Here is an 18,815-nt window from a genome sequence, read left to right on the forward strand (position 1 = left end):
AGTCACTACACTACAGTTGTAGGAATGTTGTAGTGTTATCACTACACAAATGGTAAAAATCTGCCTTTTTTGGAGAAATTATTGGATTCTATGTTTCTTAAGTTTCTGATAGAGCGTTGTTCGATGAATGCCCAGTATTTCTGCTGCCTTTGATTTGTTTCCACCGGCATTTTTTAACGCTTGAATAATCACTTCTTTTTCACGTTTATTGCCATTGTTACGCGCTTCTTCTAGTAAGGATTGAGATTGAACAACTGGCTCCTTTTCATTTGAAATCTGCTTCTCCCTCATCGAAGACGGCAAATGATGGATGTCAATCACGTCTCCGTCCACCAGTGTGACAAGTCTTTCAATGGAATTGACCATCTCGCGAATATTTCCTCGCCATGAATAATGACAAAACGCAGCTACTGCCTCAGACGTAAAGGTTTTTACTGGAACCTGATACTTTTCGCAAACCTCTTTCAAGTAATACGCGAGTAGGATTGGGATATCACTTTTTCGTTCGCGAAGTGGCGGGATATGGAGCTGGATAATATTTAATCGGTAAAATAAATCCTCCCGGAATTCACCTTGATTGACCATTTCTTTTAGATCGCGATTGGTCGCACAGACAATTCGAACATGAATCTGATACTTACTGATTCCTCCGACCCTCTCGACCTCTCGTTCCTGCAATACCCTAAGCAGCTTCGTTTGCATGACAAGTGGCATTTCCCCAATCTCATCAAGAAAAATGGTTCCGTTTTGGGCAAGCTCAAATTTTCCTGGCTTTCCGCCTTTTCTCGCACCTGTGAAGGCTCCTTCTTCATAACCAAACAGTTCTGACTCAAACAAGTGCTCAGGGATCGCGCCACAGTTGACACTGATAAACGGTCCGGTTGAGAACGGACTTAAATGATGGATGCTTTTGGCAAACATTTCTTTTCCGGTTCCGCTTTCTCCCGTAATCAACACGGTTGCTAGCGTTCGCGCCGATCTCCTTGCATCTCGTTTCACCTTTAAAATTTCTTCACTCTCCCCTATAATCTCGTCCATTGTAAGGCGGCTGTCCTTTTCTTTTTTTAAGGTTAGTAGCTCTTTCTTCGGCTCGTTTTTTCGATATTCTTCCTGTAGCCGTTCAAAGATTCGATAGACTTCCGTTACCCCTTCAAAGATTAGCATCCCTATGGCACCTGTTACTCGACCATTCCGCCATATAGGGATTCTGTGCACGACCATTTCTTGGCCCTGAATCTTTTGCACGACGCCTCGTTCAGGAATACCTGTTTTGACAGTTACATGAAGATTCGTATTGTCGATCACCTCCGTTACATGCCTTCCAATCGCATCTTCCCGTTTGACTCCTGTGAACCGGCTGTAGGCTTCATTAAATTCCAGCAAAACACCATTTTCATCAACAACGGCGATTCCTTCGTAAGCGCTTTCTAATATCACATGAAGAGCATCTGCAGTGTTTTGCCTTTGCTCCAATTTGTATATATATTTAAAGAACCCATCGAGTACATCTCGAATTGTAATCAAACCGACGAGTCTTCCCTGCTCATCCAAAACAGGCATCGTGTTTTCAGTGTGCGAAATAACATCCAACAAAGAATCATCTGGCTTTACAAAAGCCGGATTCGTCATCAATGCTCTTCCAACAGTTGCTTCTGGGCATTTGGTTTTCAAGAGTACCTTAATTAGTGCATTTAACGTCACCATTCCTAAAAACACATGATTCTCATCCACCACAGGTAGACCCCCAACATGAAGCTCTTCCATCTTCTCGGAAGCTTTTTGAACTGTATCATTCTCCCAAAGACAATAAGGGCTTGGCGTCATCCAATATTTCACCTGCAGAAGCTCTTGTTTTTGCTGAGCTTTTTCCAGTCTAAATCCTAGCTTATTCAAAGATCTTCCCCCCATTTGTCCGGGACAGAGGGACAGGCACCTTGTCCCACCGTTTGAAACCAATCGGACAGTGTACCTGTCCCTCTGTCTTCCTTGTCATAACTCTTTATTTAATAATTTTTATTTATTTTACCATATCCTTTTCCAGTAATGTGGTCTTAAACGTATAAGCATTAGACTGAAAAAGAATAAGGCGAACGTAGAGTTTACTAGTTCGCCAGATTTACACATACACGTTCATTTAATCATCAAAAGGTTCGATCCCATGCTTAAAATTAGTGTCCAATCATTCACCTTCAAGGCGTTCCCTAATCTGTTTGTAAGCCTTCAAGGTACGTTCTGGGTCCGGGTCTACCCCTTTCTTTTTAGGTACATCGAAGTTCGATAAGACAAAATGGTGTTTCGCTTGAAGATCATGTCTAGTTAGGATGTGTTTGCAGCATTCTAATGGACACCCATCTACCGCAATAATCTCTCGCCCAGACTTCGCTGTTACAACTAGCGGTTTTACATCCCCACCTACCCCGGCGATACACGACATTTCGGCAACCTTTTCTCTGTCCATTTTAATTGCGATTGAGTTCGCAGTCTGTGCAGCTGAGGAACAGCCTGAACAAGAATACACTAATGGCAATACGTTTTTTTTCATCATAAACCTCTCTCCCATCAACCAATTTTTTAGCAAAATTCCCTATTTCCATTTAACAAATGTTGGATTATAAATCGCATTATAGTTTGTTTATTTATAATAATCTGTAAACAATCTCACACTTGAACATTCGTAAAATAAATAAGTTCGATGGGAAACAAGAATCACACAGACTAACCTTTCCTTCCTTGAGGTACCATTCCTTATTGTTTATAAGATTTCTTTTCGCTAAAATGGATTTGTACATAAATGATGAGGAGTGAAAACATGGCTATTGATGTTTATCTTGTTTTTAATGGGAACTGCCGAGAAGCTGTCGAATATTATGCGAAAGTGTTTAAAACAGAAGTTACTCAACTGATGACGTTTGGCGAGACACCACAAAACCCAGAATACCCGCTTCCTGAGGAAGCAAAGCATCGAGTCATGCACGCACGGCTTATCATTGATGGACGCACTGTTATGTTTTCAGATACGTTCCCGGGACAGCCATTTGTTGAAGGCAACAACATCACACTTGCATTAATTAGCAAGGATATGGATGAAATTAAGTCTTGGTACGAGCAATTAAAAGAAGGCGGCACCGTGGGAATGGAACTTCAAGAAACGTTTTGGAGCAAGCTCTACGGACAAGTTACCGATAAATTTGGCATCCATTGGCAATTGAGCCATGATGGCGAAACGGCATAGTAAAAAATTTGAAAAGCATTTTACATTAAATTTGATTTCACAGGATTAACACTAAATAGGTAGCACGCAAATAAGCTCAGAGTTTCTCTGAGCTTATTTGCGTTTTATTAAAGGAAGAATCCACTGAGTAAGAAACTTAGTCCGCAATAATCATTCTTTTTAAAAAATCTATTTTTCTATCATCTTTATGATTATTTTTATCTGCACGATAGCTATCTTTAGATGAGGCCTCGTAAACACGTAGGTATTGTTTAGGAGTTAATAAATAATACTTTACGTCTCCCGTTTGTTGGTTTTCTAATTCATCCAACGGTACACCCGCGAACTCTGGTAAAGTATCCACAATTCCAAACTCAACGGATAATCCATCCTTTGAAAACTCATGTTCATGTAAGTCAACCAAATGGTAATCCATCTTTTGCATGAGTTTCATGATTTCATTCCAGTTATGTATCGATTCTTCAGCTGGAACTTCCCATCCTCGTTCATCCCCAGGCACATGGATATCCAGGTCTTGGGCATCCCAACTCTTTTCTGTCACGACCTCTAAGCCAACCGACCCCATTAATAATGGGATAATGTCAATCTCATTTAGTTTTTTGGCAATTCTAAGAAACTCAGCAAACTTATGAGTAGAATGCACTTTTATTCTCCTCCCCTTTCGTATCTGGTTTATACACGATAGATTAGTTGCACAACACCAGAGGAGAACGTCCTAGTCTGTACCAAATTTAGATTCAATCTTTCATTAAGTTCGGTAAACAAGGGTTTTCCTTCACCCAAAACAACCGGGTGAACCGATAATCTGAATTCATCCACTAGACCTAAATGGATAAAAGTTGTGATCAGGCTTGCACCACCATAAAGCCAAATATCTTTTCCAGGTTTATTCTTTAATTGCTGTACTGCTTCGAGGATATCATCATTTATAAAAATTGCGTTCCCATCCGTCCCTTTTTGCTTTCTGGAAAACACGTATTTTTCTTTACGATAAAGGAGTTCCCACATTTCTTTTTCAGTATCATTTTCCTCTATATTGGGAGTAAATTGCCCCCATAAGTCATAGCTTTTTCTGCCATAAAAAATCGTATCAATTTGATTTAAGAAAAGGGTAAAGTCCATTTCTTCATCCATGATGCACCAATCGATTTCTCCATTCTTTCCTTCAATGAAACCATCTAAAGACACTGCTAGATCTAATAGAACTCTTCTTTGCGTTTCTTTTTCGGACATCCTTTTTCCTCCCTACAGTAAAATGCTTAATAGATCTATCATGTCTCAAACCTGTATGCGATTCTTAATAATCATTCATGATTGCCCCTGAGGAAAAAGGCTTGTCACATCTTTTACAAGAACCACACTTCTTGTTTACATTTTAATCAAAATTTTCCCTTGATACTGTCTACTTTCGACTAATTGATGAGCCAATGCAGTCTCTTTTAAGGGAAAGACTTGTGCAATCGGAATTGAAACCTCGCCCGAAGCAAATCGTTCAATTACCTTTTCTGCAACAGGCTTCAATCGCTCTGGGTCACGCTCTCTTGTGGTACCCAGACTAAACCCTCTCAGGTTCCGACAACTACTATGGACATCACTTGTTCGTATGGTCCCAGCTTTCCCACTGCTGTTTCCAAATTGAACGAGCGTGCCGTAAAACGCTAAGCATTCTAAACTCTGACCGGTCACTTCACCCGCAATACTATCGAAGATAACATGTGCTCCAGCTCCATTGGTTTCTTTTAAAACTTCTTCCGAAAACGTTTCGTACGTACAAACCACATCAGCTCCTAACTTTTTCACATAGGAGGCTTTAGCGAAATTTCCAACAGTCCCGATAATTTTATTCACACCCGCGTGTTTGGCTAATTGAACTAACATGGAACCTACTCCACCACCCGCACTATGGATCACGATCGTGTCAGATGGTTTTACCTGGGCGATTTCATGAAGGAGCATATACGATAAAATTGAAACTGTAGGCATCGCTGCTGCTTGCTCAAAACCTAGACTGTCTGGAATTTTATACACCAACGATTCCTTTGCGACAACATATTCAGCATAAGAACCGTTATTAGGAAAAGCAATTACTCGGTCCCCAACTGAAAAGGGAGAGCGAGGACCAACCTCTTCAACGACGCCGGCAACATCTAGGCCAAGCATAAGTGGAAACTTCCCCTTACCCTTGTTCCCAACTCGTTTTTTGATATCTGCATAATTCACGCTCGTATAAGCTGCCTTAATTAAAACCTCCTTCTCTCCAATGGTTGGCTTATCAACCTCTGTATATGTAAGTACATTTGCATTTCCAAATTCATATTGGATTACCGCTTTCATCTTTGCGTCCCCCGCTACCCATGTTTATTTTTTGAAATATCAGAATGAAAAACTCATTAAAAAGTGCAGCTTGTTTCTATGCCTATCACCCTAGTTTTAGGAGGTTAGACTAAAATACTCAAAGAATGACTCCGTGATTCATTTTAGTTAAACACAAACCCCTGAATTGATACCAAAATTGAAAACAAAGAAGCTCCCATTAATATTCCACCAATTAATTTTTGCTTCTGTTGGAAAACACGTACCCCCATGATCAACAAAGTGAGACCTAAGAAAAGAATCATTGGGGTTTGGAAATCAACCTTTGCATTAACCATGTCTACGATTACAAAGAGCAATGTACCCACAGCGAACGTCATCTGTAAGATTTTCAGCAAAATAATTCCCCTTTACCTTCATAATGGTTCCTATTTTATCATAAGTGTTCTTTGATTTGTTTTTAAGGGAAAAAGCAAGGAATAATTTTCCTTTTATGGTATCCTATAAAATGAAGCTAAAAGTAAGAATAATAGAAATTTAGAAGGGAATTGTAAATGAAACTATTGGTAAAAGGCTTAATTAGAGGAGTCATCCCATTAAGTGTATTGCTCGTTCTTTCTCTATACAATAAATTTCAAGGGTTAGGGCCTAATGCGGAAGTTTTCTTTTTTTATGGCCTAATCGCATTTTTCTTAGGGCTAGCAAGCGTCCTATACGAAATCAAACAATGGAGTTTTGCGAAACAAATCCTTGTACATTATTTAGTCATGTTGATAACGGTTTTTCCAACTTTGCTTCTAAGTGGTTTTTATCAGCTACATTCTTTCGAAGATGTGTTAAACGTATATTTCCAGTTTAATAAAGTTGGTCTGATCTTATTTTTATCAACCTACTTGATTTTTAGATTACGTAAAAAGGTGAGTTACCATAAATCAAAGATATTATCGTGATTTCATTGTAAGCGAAGGAGGGATGGGTTTTGGGGAAAGGATCCATTTATAAAAATGACGGAAAAAGGGTACTTGCACAACATTACGCAGATTACCTAACGGAGTTTGATTTCGAGGTCGAGCGCGTTTATGTGGATACAAGTTATGGGAAAACTCATCTACTTGTAGCAGGACCACCAGAAGCTAAACCAATCTTTCTCTTTCAGGGTGGCAATTGTATCAATCCAATGACGTTTTCCTGGTTTTTGCCACTTGTCGAGAATTACAGAATTTATGCACCAGATACCATTGGGCATCCTGGATTCAGTGATGAAAATCGAATATCTGCGAAGGACGACAGTTTCGCTCAATGGACCAGCGAACTACTTGACTATTTTCAAATAGAAAGGTGTGCATTTGTTGGCCCCTCCTACGGTGCCGGGATTATTTTACGATTGGCCACCTATATGCCTGATAAAATTACCTGTGCTGTTTTAGTAGCGCCAGCAGGGATACAACTAGGTTCAAAGCTTACAATGATTAAAAAAATCTTACTTCCTTTAGTTTTCTATCATGGAACATCCTCCCCTAAATATCTTGATCAAATCGCCGATCATATGTCTGATTCTAGTATGAAAGAAAGAGATAAAACCATTATTGGCGATGTTTTTAAATATGTAAAACTAGAACAAGACATGCCCAAACTAACGACGAAAGCAGAGTTGGATAATTATCACTCACCCACATTGATCATAGCCGGAAAAAAGGATCTCTTTTTTCCTGAAGAAAGAATCATTAAAGCCGCAAGAAACATCTTCCCAAATCTTACTGACTTTAAAAGCTATGAAATGGGACATTTCCCCGCTAATGACCATCTGAGGAAAATCAACCATGATATTGAGGAGTTTTTGAAGGAATATTATTAAAGTATCCATACTCTTTTGCAGTACCTATAGTTATTTTATAACAAACTAAAATAGCAGAGTAATTGACTTGAAAATCCTTCTGCTATTTTGGACTTTATACATCATTTTTAGATGGATTAATACCTGTAATATAGGACATGTTTAAAGAGCACGGTCCTAAGAAACAATCCTTTTTAATTTAAATACGTACCCCTTATCCATCTTCCTTGCCCCAAGTTTCTTTTACTAGTAACCACCCTAGCATTTGCCTGTCCCTTTCGCTGAATAGGAAAAGCGATGCTAGTCATCAAGCATCGCTCAAGTTATGAATAAAATCGTACTAGTTTTTCAAGTAGGCTCTACCTTTATGACCACATTTCCTTTCTTATGTCCCTGATCGACATATCGATGAGCTTCCACAATCTCATCTAATTCATAGGACTTGTCAATCACTACTTTTAATTTCCCCATCTCTACGAGTTCTTTAAGGAAGTTGAGAGCCTCTGCATTTTCCGGTGAATTTCGACTCAATAACAATTTCTTGCTACTAATCAAACTCGTCCATAGCATTTGAACATTAGGTAGTGGTTCCGTACAATTTATATAAATACCACCCTTTTTTAACACTTTCATACAAGCAGTAAAAGAGCTTTTATTGACTGCCTCAAAAACAACATCATATGTTTCATCTGTCCCCGAAAAATCCTCTTCAGTATAATCAATCACCTGATCTGCACCTAACGATTTGACCCATTCCACATTTGAAGTACTGCATACCGCTGTTACGTTCGCTCCGAAATATTTGGCAAGCTGAACAGCATAACTTCCAACACTTCCTGAGGCACCGTAAACGAGAACCCTTTGTCCGCTTTGAAGATTTGCTTTCCTAAGAAAAAACAATGCTGTACGTGCACCAATTGGAATAGCAGCGGCTTCTGCATAAGTGATATTGCTTGGTTTGATCGCAACAGGACCATCTTCCTGTAGACACAAATACTCGGCATAAGCACCAAAACCTACGAGGGATGCTGCAAATACCTGGTCTCCTATCCTGAACCTTTTGACGCTTTTCCCAACCAACTCAACTTCTCCAGCTAACTCCATTCCTAAGATTGCTTTTTTGGGTTGTCTGAATCCGAGCGTCATTCGCGCAGGAAGCCAAAACAAAGGAGGTACCGTGAAACTCCGTGAACGAATATCGGCTGCGCTTACAGTGGTTGCTTTTACTTTTACTAAAATTTCATTGTCTTTCGGAATTGGCTTCTCAACCTCTTTGAGTTGAAGAACCTCCGGGGGACCGTACTTTGAATACAGTATGGCCTTCATTTATCCACCTCTATTCTGTTTTCACCTTATATAAATACGAATAGGCAGACAAAACATTCCAATTATTTCCTCCCTCTATCTGTTCACCAAACAATGAATCACAGTCGTTAATCCCCCACGCCCATGCTAATCTTTGACGATAAAGCACACTTCCAATAAGATAAAAAGATAGACGAAGCTTCTCTGCCCTCATTTTTGAGGCAAGGAACATAGTCTCTTAAATGAAAAATTGTTAGGGTGAACAAAATGAAAATTTTATTGGTCGAAGATGATCGAACCATCGCTTCGGGTTTGGAGTATTCTTTGAAACAAGAGGACTTTGAGACTCTGGTATGCCATAATGCCGCAACCGCAAAAGACGTCATACATACGAAGATCGCTGAAATTGACTTATGCCTATTTGACCTGAACTTACCTGATGGCAGCGGGTATGATTTATGTTCGCTTGTAAAAAAGCAGCACGACATCCCCGTCATTTTTTTAACAGCATATGATGATGAAGTAAATGTCGTCATGGGACTTGATATGGGGGCAGATGATTATATCACCAAACCGTTTCGGATTCGTGAACTACTCTCCAGAATTAAAACGGTCTACCGCCGCTACAATCGCCATACTCAGCCCAAAAACACCATTGAAATTGAAGATATTCAAATTAACACCTTAGAAGGAAAAGTGTATAAACAAGGCACTGAAGTCTTGTTGACTGCATTAGAATATCGCCTCTTTTTGATTTTTGCCAATCACATTGGACAAGTTCTTACAAGAGCACAGTTGCTTGATCGCATTTGGGATGTTGCTGGTGATTTTGTCAATGACAACACATTAACCGTCTATATTAAAAGATTGCGTGAAAAGTTAGAAGACGATCCGCAAAACCCAACCTTAATCAAGACGGTCCGAGGCATGGGCTATAAGGTGGGTGAGTAATTTGTTTCGTAATCGAGAAGTTCAAATTTTCCTTGCCGTTCAGCTACTCATTAGCATCATTGGCATCGCGTTGTCGGGATTTTTTATTTCCACGCTTGCGGTAGGAATGATGATTAGCGTTTCAATTTTATTGATAGCCTCTACCTTGATTTTCACAAAATGGCGCTATCAAGAACTCGACAAACTTTCAGGCTATTTACAACAGATTAGCAATGGCGACTTTCAGTTGGATGTTCGCGATAACTATGAAGGCGAGTTAAGCATCTTAAAAAGTCAAATCTTTAAAGTGACCAAAATGCTAACGGAGCAAGGAACGATGTTGCATGAAGATAAAGCAAAACTAACCAATGCCATTTCCGATATCTCTCACCAATTAAAAACGCCGCTTACCTCGATGATGGTTATGGCCGATTTGTTACGTGATAAAAACTTGGATGATGCGAAGCGCTCAGAATTCACTCGCAACCTTCAAGTTCAGCTCGAACGCATGGAATGGCTGGTTTCTTCATTATTAAAGCTTTCGAAAATTGATGCAGGCACGATTTTCTTTAAAAAAGAAAAAGTCTTGGTGAATTCTTTGGTTCAAAGTGCAGTCGAACCGCTATTGGTCCCGATGGACATTAAAATGCAAAGCCTTAATGTCGAAGGCGATGACACAGCAGCCTTTTCCGGTGACTACAACTGGACCACAGAAGCGCTCATCAATATCATAAAAAACTGTGTCGAGCATACAGCTGAAGGTGGCGAAATCTCCATACAGTTTTCAGAGAATCCTATATATACCGAAATCACGATTGCTGATAACGGAAAAGGAATCGCAAGGGAGGATCTTCCTTACATATTCAAACGGTTTTACAAAGGAAAAAACGCGAGTGACGACAGCGTCGGCATCGGCCTTGCCATGGCGCACAGCATCATCACCCGTCAACAAGGCGACATCGAAGTAACGAGTCAACCTGGGATTGGCACAAAATTTCAAATAAAACTTTACAAACAAGTGATTTAAGCGGGACGAGGCATGTACCTCGTCCTAATTTTTTTGAAACAAAGTGCCTTAAGTGAATAAATTGTCACTTTAGAGTCACTTTAAAGTCATACTAGCACCTTATACTAACCTCAAGATGAAAAATAACGGAGGTTTTCTTATGAATATATTAGAAGTAAAGAATTTATCCAAGGTATATGGCAAGGGCGAAACGGCGGTTAAAGCACTTGATGATGTTTCGTTTTCTGTAAAGAAAGGCGATTTTGTTTGCATCATCGGACCTTCTGGTTCAGGAAAGTCCACGCTGCTTCATTTACTTGGCGGTGTCGATCGACCAACGAGTGGAAAGGTGCTGATTGACCAAACTGATATTTATGACTTGAATGAAACACAATTGGCGATTTTTAGACGCAGACAAATTGGGTTGATTTATCAATTTTATAACCTGATTCCGATTTTAACAGTGCAGGAAAATATTACCTTGCCAATGCTGTTAGACGAACAAAAAGTAGATCCAGCTCACTTTAACAAGGTTGTTGACGTCTTAGGGTTGGACAAACGACTTTCCCACCTGCCGAACCAATTATCCGGCGGTCAGCAGCAACGGGTCTCTATCGGACGAGCGCTTATTAGCAATCCAGCAATTATGCTTGCCGATGAACCAACTGGAAACCTCGATAGTAAAAACAGTAAAGAAATCATGGAACTGTTGAAAATGTTTAATAAAACCTACAATCAAACGTTGATTGTCATCACTCATGATGAGCGCATTGCACTTCAGGCGGATCGCGTCATTACAATTGAAGATGGGAAGGTCGCCAAAGATGAGGTGATTCGCCCATGAATATCATCAATAAAGTCACCATCAGGCATTTAAAAGAAAACAAGCGCCGCTCTCTCGTAACGATTATCGGCGTCATTATTTCGGTTGCCATGATTACTGCCGTGGCAACCCTTGGCGTTTCTTTTTTAGACTTAATGATTCGCCAAGACATTAACACCAATGGCGAATGGCATGTGCGCTATAAAGATGTCACAGCAGACCAAGTGAAAGCCATTAAACAAGACAGTGAAACGAAAGAGCTGAGTCTTACTAGCGATGCATATGCGCTCTTAGAAGGTTCCAACAATGATAATAAACCTTATTTATATTTTAAAAACTATAATAAAACGGGTATGGAGCAATTTCCGATTGAAGTCAGCGACGGGAGGCTTCCTGAAAACGAAAATGAAATTGCCATTTCTGAAGCGATTGAAAGCAATGCGGAGGTTACCTATAAAATCGGCGATCAACTTACGGTTGACCTAGGAGAACGACTGCATAAAACAGAAGGAACCCAACTAACGCAGACACATTCCCTAGAAAGGCTCGATGAAACCGTCAACGAAGAATTAACCATCACAGAAACAAAAAAAGTCACTGTTGTAGGAACAATTGAACGCCCCGAATGGGAGCCAACTTGGTCCCCCGGTTACACGGTCATCGGTTATGTAGATGAAACGTCATTAAGCGAAAGTGACACCATTGATGCGCTTGTGGTGTTACAAAAAGTGAAAGGTTCCCTCTTTGAGCACTCCAAAAATCTCGCCGACTCACTAGGAATCGAAACCGTACAATATAATTCTGATTTACTACGCTACTATGGGGTAACAAAAAATGATCAATTGCGTGCTACCCTCTTTTCTTTAACTGGGATTATCATGGGCATCATCATCATTGGTTCTATTGCTTTGATTTATAATGCGTTCGGAATTAGTGTATCAGAAAGAGCGAGGCATCTAGGGATGCTTTCAAGTGTGGGTGCGACGAAAAAGCAAAAACGAAATTCCGTCTTTTTTGAAGGTGCGGTGATTGGGATAATCAGTATTCCGATTGGGATTCTTGCTGGCCTTGCGGGAATTGGGGTCACCTTTTTGTTTATTAATAAGTACTTACAAGGTGCAATAGGAGTTTCTGAAAATCTAGAATTGGTTGTCACCCCTTCTTCCCTGCTGGTCGCGTGTGGAGTTTCAATCTTAACGATTTTTATTTCCACTTATATCCCTGCAAAAAAAGCATCAAAAATTACTGCCATTGATGCCATCCGCCAAACACATGATATAAAATTGTCTAGGAAAAGTGTGAAAACTAGCAAATTTGTTCGTAAACTATTTGGCATGGAAGCAGAAATTGGATTAAAGAATGTTAAAAGAAATAAAAAGCGATATTTGGCTACTGTGTTTTCCCTCGTCATTAGCATTGTCCTGTTTTTAACAGTCAACTTTTTTACCGATAACCTGAAAAAATCACTGGAAATGTCGCAAGATGACCTTCAATATGATATTCGAATAAACAGTAGTTCATTAAGCCGAGAAGAGTTAGAAAGTTATACCAAGCTCGATCATGTCACAAATAGTTCTATTATTGAAGCAACACAATTTGAAGCGCTCATTAGCATGGATGAAATCCCAGCTCAATTAAAAGAGGATATCGAAACAAACGGATATGCTCTTGAAGATGGAAAACTAGCTTACTATATTGAATTACATGCACTCGATCAAGAGAGTTTTAATGCATATGCCAAACAAGTCGGTGTGGAAGCTAATGATTTTAACCAACAAGACACTCCAACAGGTATTGTCATTGACCAAACCACTTACGAAAACTACGCAACTGGAAAATTGATTGAATCCAAAACGATTGAAACAAAAGTTGGGAATAAGATCGACCTATTGACCAGTGAAACAGGGGAAATGGAGGAAAATGAACAGCCTGAACGTGAACTAGTAGGCAGTGTGCAAATTGGCGCCCTAACCGATATCGTTCCTATGGGCATCTACCCTGGTTCCCTAGGTAGTTTGAACATCATCGTCCCTGAATCAACCTTGGATCAATTGGGGGTTTCCCAAATGGAAGTGTTCACCTCTGTCTATCTAAATAGTACCGACCCGATGGCCACACAAACAGCCATTGAAGACAGAAAAGAGACGAACATTTCTACCTACAATATCTATCAACGACGGCAACAGGAAGAGCAAATGATCTTGCTTATGTCCGTTTTTACCTACGGGTTTATCACGCTGATTTCATTAATCTCTGTGGCCAATATCTTTAATACCATCTCAACAAGCATTTCATTGCGCAAACGCGAATTTGCGATGCTGCGATCCGTTGGGATGACACCGAAAGGCTTTAATAAAATGATCAATTATGAAAGTATCTTTTATGGAGTCAAAGCTCTTGCTTACGGACTGCCAATCAGCGTCCTCGTGATGATTGCCATCCACGTCTCAATTGGTAACACCTTTGAATATGGATTCCAGCTTCCATGGATGAGCATTCTATTCGTAGTTGTCATGATTTTCTTAATCGTCGGATCCGCCATGCTCTATTCCATTTCAAAAATTAAAAAGGAAAACATCATCGACAGCTTGAAGCAAGAGAATATCTAATGTAAAAAACCTGGATGGTGCCTGTCCCCATCCAGGTTTTTACTTATCCTTTTGTTGCCGCTTTCTGTTTCCATATTCTGTATGGTGCCTGGCACCCTAGCACTCGTCACCCTAGTCACCCGACACTATATTTTACGGTTTAAGATATTAACCAAATGGACATTCATTTCGTCAGCGGATTCTTGGAAATCGTGACGATACCATTCGATGATTAACCCGAGAATGGCATTGGCTGAATAGGAATACAAATATTCATTAGGTTTTCCAGTAGGGACTGCGTTTTTATCTTCTATGCAAATCTTCCGTATTTCATCGAATAGCATATAGTAATACTCTGTTGATACCTCATGGGATAAGATAATGTTATAAAAATCCTCATATTTTTTAATATGATGAAAAATACGAACGGTTTTTGGATCTAAATGTTCGACATCAAGGATATCAGTATGTCGGTAAGGTTCATCATAGGATTCTTTTAAATCCACCATAATTTCTTCAAAAAACTCCTTAAAGACATCCCCCACTTCTTGATAATGGAAATAAAATGTACCTCTATTGATCTTTGCCTTTAAACAAAGTTCCGTTACCTTAATTTGAGATAAAGGTTTTATTTTCAGTAACTTGGTTAAGGCTACATGTAGGTTTTGTTTGGTTTTTACAACACGTAAATCATTTTTATTCAATTGCTCTTCTCCTCTATCGTACACTTTCGGTTTTTCTGTTCAATATTGTACAAATCGATAATTTTTTGATTATTGAATGGGGTTACATTTAATATTATTATTTTATTGAACAATTGTACAATAAAATCAAGGGGGCTGTTTTCTATGAGATTAAAAGATAAAGTAGCCATTGTAACCGGCGCTGCTTCAGGTATGGGCAAAGCCATTGCTGAACTTTACGCAAAAGAAGGAGCAAAGGTGGTAGTTTCTGACTATAATTTTGAAGGTGCTCAAGCAGTAGCTGAGGCTATTAACGGCAATGGTGGTGTTGCGATTGCTAACCGTGCAAACGTGGCAGAATTAGCAGACCTAGAACAATTATTTGCAGATACCAAAGACGCATTTGGTACGTTAGACATCTTAGTGAACAACGCTGGTATTATGGATGGAATGGAACCAGTAGGTGAAATTTCCGATGAAAAATGGGACCGTGTTTTCGCTATTAACACAACTGGTGTCATGCGTGCCATGCGAATCTCTACAAACATTTTCTTAGAACAAGGTCATGGCGTCATCGTCAATAATATTTCAGCAGGTGGTTTGCGTGGGTCACGTGCAGGGGCAGCCTATACAGCATCCAAACACGCAGTAACTGGTCTAACAAAGAACACAGCTTATATGTATGCTCAATCTGGTATTCGTTGTAATGGAATTGCACCTGGTGGTGTAGAAACAAACATCGGCTCTTCAATGACTGGCATTTCCGAATTTGGATATGGTCGCCAAATGACAGGAAGCGGCACCATGCCACGTATTGGCCAACCGGTTGAAGTGGCTCATCTCGCTGTTTTCTTAGGCTCTGATGAATCCAGCTTCATAAATGGACAAGTCATCGCTGCTGATGCAGGATGGACTGCATACTAATTTTCCGATTTTGTTGGGGCTATCCAATGGATAGCCCCTCTTTATGTGTTTTGGGTTTCCATAATTTGGATGGTGCCTGTCACCCGATTTCTTCTCTTTTCAAACTCACACCTAATGGGTTTGTTGTCTGCCAAGCATTTCCGAGTTGCAATAATTGTTTTTCAGAAAGATGTTGTCCCATGAATTGCATTCCTACTGGAAGTCCTTTTGAACTTAATCCCATTGGTACGGTTAAACTTGGGATTCCTGTTAAGTTGGCTGGGACTGTAAATGGCAATCCACGCCGAACCACATCTAAATTTTGAGTAACCCAATCTTCCCTTATTTCTGGGGTGGTCATCGGAATCGTTGGACCTAGCAACACATCAACCTCTTTAAACTCTATTTGAAAGGCGTTTGTCAGCTTTCTGCGGACTTGTTGCGCTTTGATATATTGAGGAGCGCTTGTTAAAGAGCCAGATAAAAGAATTGCTCGAGCGTCCGGGGCATAATCTTGCAAAGAGGTTTGTAACCACTTTGAATGAAAAGCAGCTCCCTCCCCCGCTACAATCACAAAGCCAGCAAACGTGGACATACTCAGTTCAGGAATGTTGAGTTCCTGAATTTCTGCTCCTAAGCTTCTTAGTGTGGCAATCGCTTTAGTGAAAAGTGTTTCAACATCTGCATCTAATCCTTCTAAATAATAGGTAGGAATGCCGATTTTAATACCACTTATGTTTTTATGAAGATCTGCTCGGTAATCTTGCACATTTGTTTTTAGACTTGCCGGGTCTTTAGGATCGAAGCCAGCCATGCAATTGAGCATGAGTGCCAAATCTGAAACGGAACGAGCCATCGGACCAATGGTATCCAATGACCATGCGGCTGGAATCACCCCGTAGGAACTAACGAGTCCATAGGTCGGCTTCAACCCATAAACACCACTCATCGCCGCTGGTACGCGAATGGAGCCAAACGTGTCGGTGCCGGTCGAAAGTGTGGCGAGCCCAGAGGCTAAGGCTGCACCACTTCCGCTACTGGATCCACCTGGCATGTAATTTAAGTTCCATGGATTCCGTGTTGCCCCAAAGAACGGATTAGTACCCGTTAACCCAGCGCCTAGTTGATGCATCGTTAATTTTCCCACCATGATTCCACCAGAACTCAACAATTTATTTACAACCGTCGCACTTTTAGTTGGAACATAATTGGCAAAAAGCTTTGAACCAGCTGTAGTCCGGATCCCCTTTGTTTTCTTATTATCTTTAATACCAATTGGAATCCCGTGGAGTGGCCCTTTGTATTGCCCTGCCATGATTTCCTCTTCTGCCTTTCTTGCCTGGTCGAGGGCTAGTTGTGGAAGTGGAGTATTGTATGCATTTATTTGCGGGTTCAATTTTTCCATGCGCTTTAATGTATGTTCCGTCAGTTCAACCGGCGAAAGCTGCCTCGTTTCAATTAAGGGTGCGAGTTCCGCAGCAGTTAAAAAAGATAAATCAATCATTTTTTAAGCATCCCCTTATCCACAACTGTTATCGGAACTTCTTTGTTTAAAGGAAATGCTTGAAGTGGTACCTGGGCCTGATTCATCGTAAACAGCAAATTATGAATATAAGGAAGATCTGATTCATAAACATCGATCCCCTGCAAAGCCAAACTATACCTAATATACTCTTGAACCTCCATTCACCTAACCTCCTTATTCATGATCATATCTATCACTATATGCTGCCTAGGATGTCACAGTTCGCACAAGTCAGATTGTAACCCTCCTCAAACTTGCAACAAGAAAAAAACGCAATTAGTCTTTTCAACTAATCGCGTTTTAGGATTCTAACCATATAACTCATTTATTTTTCTTTCACATTTTATGCGTTTGTTGCGGTTCTCCCCTTGTCAATCACCAGCGTTGCTCCAAGTAAAATGAAGGCAAAAACAAGGAGGAAGACTGGGAATAGGCTCATAGTGAAACGTTGAAAAATCACTCCAATGAACGGAGGTAACACCATGATTCCCACCGAACCTAAAGCGACTTGAAAGCCAATAATGCTACTTGAATTCCTTTCCCCAAACCTTCGCGGGGTTTCATTCATCATTGTCGGGTAAATAGCCGCACATCCAAGCCCCATGAGGACAAACCCAGCGAATAAAACACTCCCTGCTCCAAACGCTACGATAAAAATCCCTAAGAGAAGAGCGATTTCACTATAGAGCAACAACTTTTGATTGGATAGCCAAAAGGTTATAAAGCCAGATATCATTCTTCCTATCGTTAAGCTTGCAAAAAAGAGCGAGACGATAAAACTAGCGGTTCCTACAGATAATGATTTCACTTCAATTAAGTAGCTACTTCCCCATAAAAAAATGATCCCTTCTAACCCTACATAAAAAAAGAAGGATAATAGAGCATAGAAAACTCCTTTTTGTTTTATTACTGTTCCAAAGGAAGTCGTCCTGTCGTCAGATTCTTTGGATGCTTTTTGTTTATTCTGCTTCCAAAGAGGGAGTGAAAAGAAGAGAATGATCACGAGCATCAATTGAATGCCGCCAATAATCATATACCCGTTTCTCCAGGAATAATGATTATTTAAAACCACTCCCATAATCATCGGTCCCATTGTTGCTCCTACTCCCCAAAAGGCATGCAACCAGTTCATGTGATGGGGCTTCAAATTGACAGCCACGTAATCATTTAAGGAAGTATCAATGGCCCCAGCTCCTAAACCTAAAGGCAATGCCGCTAGGATCAAAAGATAAAAATTTTGAGTGAACGCAAATCCAATCAACCCTATTGCCGTAAGCAAGACACTCCCTAAAACGAGCTTGCCCGTCCCCATTGTTCTTGTAATTCTCGCAGTTTGCAAACTAGCAATGACCGTACAAATTGAAATGGTCATTGAAATAATTCCAGCGGCACTATAGGCCACATGATACTCTCCTACCATCTCCGGCCAAGCTACCCCTAAAAGCGAATCAGGTAACCCTAAACTGATAAAGGCCGCATAAATGATAAAAATAAAAGCGAACTTACGCACTAAACGATCCTCCGTATATCTTTTTTTGTATTAATTTCATATATGATCTCAACTTTCAAACTAGTATTCTAGTATCAGTACAGTATAACACTTTCTTTCTTCTATTTAAAAAGGCTAGTTTCCGTGTAGCCTATTATTAAATTCCACATTCAACTCCCATCCA

General features: G+C 40.1%; 19 protein-coding genes. 8 read left to right on the top strand and 11 right to left on the bottom strand.

The annotated features are described in order from the left end of the window. Positions 1–78: 78 nt before the first annotated feature. Together H0185_RS02600 and H0185_RS02605 are read right to left on the bottom strand one after the other, a co-directional pair. On the bottom strand, positions 79–1,908 hold the full coding sequence (locus H0185_RS02600) for a sigma 54-interacting transcriptional regulator (protein WP_425515806.1): 1,830 nt from the start codon (positions 1,906–1,908) through the stop codon (positions 79–81). Positions 1,909–2,179: 271 nt separating this feature from the next. Then, positions 2,180–2,542 carry a putative zinc-binding protein gene (locus tag H0185_RS02605; RefSeq protein WP_221871149.1) on the bottom strand — a complete coding sequence of 121 codons (363 nt, stop codon included), beginning with the start codon at positions 2,540–2,542 and terminating at the stop codon, positions 2,180–2,182. 267 nt (positions 2,543–2,809) lie between these two features. Between H0185_RS02605 and H0185_RS02610 the strand changes: the two genes are divergently transcribed. After that, positions 2,810–3,232 (top strand): VOC family protein, encoded by a 423-nt coding sequence (locus H0185_RS02610; RefSeq protein ID WP_221870932.1) that lies wholly within the window; start codon positions 2,810–2,812, stop codon positions 3,230–3,232. Positions 3,233–3,368: 136 nt separating this feature from the next. On the opposite strand, the gene H0185_RS02615 is transcribed toward H0185_RS02610, so the two are convergent. The 4 genes from H0185_RS02615 to H0185_RS23895 all read right to left on the bottom strand — a co-directional run bounded on the left by H0185_RS02615 (position 3,369) and on the right by H0185_RS23895 (position 5,943). Continuing rightward, positions 3,369–3,875, bottom strand: coding sequence for a phosphoribosylanthranilate isomerase (locus tag H0185_RS02615; protein WP_221870934.1), 507 nt, complete (start codon positions 3,873–3,875; stop codon positions 3,369–3,371). 29 nt (positions 3,876–3,904) lie between these two features. Further along, positions 3,905–4,465 (bottom strand): dihydrofolate reductase family protein, encoded by a 561-nt coding sequence (locus H0185_RS02620; RefSeq protein ID WP_221870936.1) that lies wholly within the window; start codon positions 4,463–4,465, stop codon positions 3,905–3,907. Between the two features lie 135 nt (positions 4,466–4,600). After that, positions 4,601–5,566 (bottom strand): quinone oxidoreductase family protein, encoded by a 966-nt coding sequence (locus tag H0185_RS02625; protein ID WP_221870938.1) that lies wholly within the window; start codon positions 5,564–5,566, stop codon positions 4,601–4,603. 143 nt (positions 5,567–5,709) lie between these two features. Continuing rightward, positions 5,710–5,943 carry a hypothetical protein gene (locus tag H0185_RS23895; RefSeq protein ID WP_246628972.1) on the bottom strand — a complete coding sequence of 78 codons (234 nt, stop codon included), beginning with the start codon at positions 5,941–5,943 and terminating at the stop codon, positions 5,710–5,712. A 156-nt stretch (positions 5,944–6,099) separates the two neighbouring features. Here H0185_RS23895 and H0185_RS02635 point away from each other — a divergent pair, with 156 nt between their 5' ends. Further along, positions 6,100–6,495: a DUF3021 family protein gene (locus H0185_RS02635; RefSeq protein ID WP_221870940.1), complete on the top strand. Its 396-nt coding sequence runs from the start codon at positions 6,100–6,102 to the stop codon at positions 6,493–6,495. Between the two features lie 29 nt (positions 6,496–6,524). After that, complete coding sequence (locus H0185_RS02640) at positions 6,525–7,400, top strand: alpha/beta fold hydrolase (RefSeq protein ID WP_221870942.1); 876 nt, start codon at positions 6,525–6,527, stop codon at positions 7,398–7,400. Positions 7,401–7,727: 327 nt separating this feature from the next. Here the strand turns inward: H0185_RS02640 and H0185_RS02645 are convergent, their stop codons facing one another. Further along, positions 7,728–8,705, bottom strand: coding sequence for an NAD(P)-dependent alcohol dehydrogenase (locus H0185_RS02645; RefSeq protein ID WP_221870944.1), 978 nt, complete (start codon positions 8,703–8,705; stop codon positions 7,728–7,730). 246 nt (positions 8,706–8,951) lie between these two features. Between H0185_RS02645 and H0185_RS02650 the strand changes: the two genes are divergently transcribed. The 4 genes from H0185_RS02650 (at position 8,952) to H0185_RS02665 (ending at position 14,052) form a co-directional block, all read left to right on the top strand. Continuing rightward, positions 8,952–9,635: a response regulator transcription factor gene (locus tag H0185_RS02650; protein ID WP_221871152.1), complete on the top strand. Its 684-nt coding sequence runs from the start codon at positions 8,952–8,954 to the stop codon at positions 9,633–9,635. A gap of 1 nt (position 9,636) precedes the next feature. Then, the gene (locus tag H0185_RS02655; RefSeq protein ID WP_221870946.1) at positions 9,637–10,641 is read left to right on the top strand and encodes a sensor histidine kinase; all 1,005 of its coding nucleotides are present in this window, start codon (positions 9,637–9,639) and stop codon (positions 10,639–10,641) included. A 139-nt stretch (positions 10,642–10,780) separates the two neighbouring features. Next, positions 10,781–11,464 (top strand): ABC transporter ATP-binding protein, encoded by a 684-nt coding sequence (locus tag H0185_RS02660; protein ID WP_221870949.1) that lies wholly within the window; start codon positions 10,781–10,783, stop codon positions 11,462–11,464. Next, on the top strand, positions 11,461–14,052 hold the full coding sequence (locus H0185_RS02665; RefSeq protein ID WP_221870951.1) for an ABC transporter permease: 2,592 nt from the start codon (positions 11,461–11,463) through the stop codon (positions 14,050–14,052). The genes H0185_RS02660 and H0185_RS02665 overlap by 4 nt, the downstream gene beginning before the upstream one ends. A gap of 125 nt (positions 14,053–14,177) precedes the next feature. Here H0185_RS02665 and H0185_RS02670 read toward each other — a convergent pair whose 3' ends face one another. Then, on the bottom strand, positions 14,178–14,735 hold the full coding sequence (locus tag H0185_RS02670) for a TetR/AcrR family transcriptional regulator (RefSeq protein WP_221870953.1): 558 nt from the start codon (positions 14,733–14,735) through the stop codon (positions 14,178–14,180). Positions 14,736–14,879: 144 nt separating this feature from the next. Between H0185_RS02670 and H0185_RS02675 the strand changes: the two genes are divergently transcribed. After that, entirely contained in the window at positions 14,880–15,638 is a 759-nt protein-coding gene (locus H0185_RS02675; protein ID WP_221870955.1) for an SDR family oxidoreductase, read from the top strand. Positions 15,639–15,717: 79 nt separating this feature from the next. Here H0185_RS02675 and H0185_RS02680 read toward each other — a convergent pair whose 3' ends face one another. The 3 genes from H0185_RS02680 to H0185_RS02690 form a co-directional block, all read right to left on the bottom strand. Next, positions 15,718–17,121: an amidase gene (locus H0185_RS02680; RefSeq protein ID WP_221870957.1), complete on the bottom strand. Its 1,404-nt coding sequence runs from the start codon at positions 17,119–17,121 to the stop codon at positions 15,718–15,720. After that, on the bottom strand, positions 17,118–17,303 hold the full coding sequence (locus tag H0185_RS02685; RefSeq protein ID WP_221870959.1) for a hypothetical protein: 186 nt from the start codon (positions 17,301–17,303) through the stop codon (positions 17,118–17,120). Before H0185_RS02685 ends, H0185_RS02680 begins: the two co-directional genes overlap by 4 nt. Positions 17,304–17,485: 182 nt before the next feature. Beyond that, on the bottom strand, positions 17,486–18,652 hold the full coding sequence (locus H0185_RS02690) for an MFS transporter (RefSeq protein ID WP_343223069.1): 1,167 nt from the start codon (positions 18,650–18,652) through the stop codon (positions 17,486–17,488). Positions 18,653–18,815 lie beyond the last annotated feature (163 nt).

Origin of the sequence: Mesobacillus maritimus (genome assembly GCF_019749255.1) — a bacterium.
GTDB classification, from domain to species: Bacteria; Bacillota; Bacilli; order Bacillales; family Cytobacillaceae; genus Mesobacillus_B; species Mesobacillus_B maritimus_A.